We start from the raw sequence: 1,815 nt of genomic DNA, 5'->3' as shown, positions 1-1,815 counted from the left end.
GCCTCCATCGACACGGCGGATGTGAATCACTTCACACAAACAGCCAGTTCGGTTGAAGAGCAAAATCCTGAAATTCAGGGTTGACTCTGAAAGAGGAAAGCGTAATATACGCCACCTCGCGACAGAGCGCTAAAGCGCGTCGCAACTGCTCTTTAACAATTTATCAGACAATCTGTGTGGGCACTCAAAGTGACATGGATTCTTAACGTCCTCGGACGAAAAATGAATACCAAGTCTCTGAGTGAACATACGTAATTCATTACGAAGTTTAATTCACGAGCATCAAACTTAAATTGAAGAGTTTGATCATGGCTCAGATTGAACGCTGGCGGCAGGCCTAACACATGCAAGTCGAGCGGTAGCACAGAGAGCTTGCTCTCGGGTGACGAGCGGCGGACGGGTGAGTAATGTCTGGGAAACTGCCTGATGGAGGGGGATAACTACTGGAAACGGTAGCTAATACCGCATAACGTCGCAAGACCAAAGTGGGGGACCTTCGGGCCTCATGCCATCAGATGTGCCCAGATGGGATTAGCTGGTAGGTGGGGTAACGGCTCACCTAGGCGACGATCCCTAGCTGGTCTGAGAGGATGACCAGCCACACTGGAACTGAGACACGGTCCAGACTCCTACGGGAGGCAGCAGTGGGGAATATTGCACAATGGGCGCAAGCCTGATGCAGCCATGCCGCGTGTGTGAAGAAGGCCTTCGGGTTGTAAAGCACTTTCAGCGGGGAGGAAGGCGGTGAGGTTAATAACCTCATCGATTGACGTTACCCGCAGAAGAAGCACCGGCTAACTCCGTGCCAGCAGCCGCGGTAATACGGAGGGTGCAAGCGTTAATCGGAATTACTGGGCGTAAAGCGCACGCAGGCGGTCTGTCAAGTCGGATGTGAAATCCCCGGGCTCAACCTGGGAACTGCATTCGAAACTGGCAGGCTAGAGTCTTGTAGAGGGGGGTAGAATTCCAGGTGTAGCGGTGAAATGCGTAGAGATCTGGAGGAATACCGGTGGCGAAGGCGGCCCCCTGGACAAAGACTGACGCTCAGGTGCGAAAGCGTGGGGAGCAAACAGGATTAGATACCCTGGTAGTCCACGCTGTAAACGATGTCGATTTGGAGGTTGTGCCCTTGAGGCGTGGCTTCCGGAGCTAACGCGTTAAATCGACCGCCTGGGGAGTACGGCCGCAAGGTTAAAACTCAAATGAATTGACGGGGGCCCGCACAAGCGGTGGAGCATGTGGTTTAATTCGATGCAACGCGAAGAACCTTACCTGGTCTTGACATCCACAGAACTTTCCAGAGATGGATTGGTGCCTTCGGGAACTGTGAGACAGGTGCTGCATGGCTGTCGTCAGCTCGTGTTGTGAAATGTTGGGTTAAGTCCCGCAACGAGCGCAACCCTTATCCTTTGTTGCCAGCGGTTAGGCCGGGAACTCAAAGGAGACTGCCAGTGATAAACTGGAGGAAGGTGGGGATGACGTCAAGTCATCATGGCCCTTACGACCAGGGCTACACACGTGCTACAATGGCATATACAAAGAGAAGCGACCTCGCGAGAGCAAGCGGACCTCATAAAGTATGTCGTAGTCCGGATTGGAGTCTGCAACTCGACTCCATGAAGTCGGAATCGCTAGTAATCGTAGATCAGAATGCTACGGTGAATACGTTCCCGGGCCTTGTACACACCGCCCGTCACACCATGGGAGTGGGTTGCAAAAGAAGTAGGTAGCTTAACCTTCGGGAGGGCGCTTACCACTTTGTGATTCATGACTGGGGTGAAGTCGTAACAAGGTAACCGTAGGGGAACCTGCGGT

Annotated in this window: 1 rRNA gene; it reads left to right on the top strand. The window is 53.0% G+C overall.

Annotation, left to right across the window (positions count from 1 at the left end):
• Positions 1-290: 290 nt before the first annotated feature.
• Positions 291-1,815: ribosomal RNA gene (locus tag AACG97_RS00140) — 16S ribosomal RNA — on the top strand; the annotation flags it as partial.

It is taken from the genome of Pseudomonas sp. Nvir, from assembly GCF_963778085.1.
Classification (GTDB): domain Bacteria; phylum Pseudomonadota; class Gammaproteobacteria; order Pseudomonadales; family Pseudomonadaceae; genus Aquipseudomonas; species Aquipseudomonas juntendi.
This window is presented reverse-complemented; position numbering and strand designations above follow the sequence as displayed.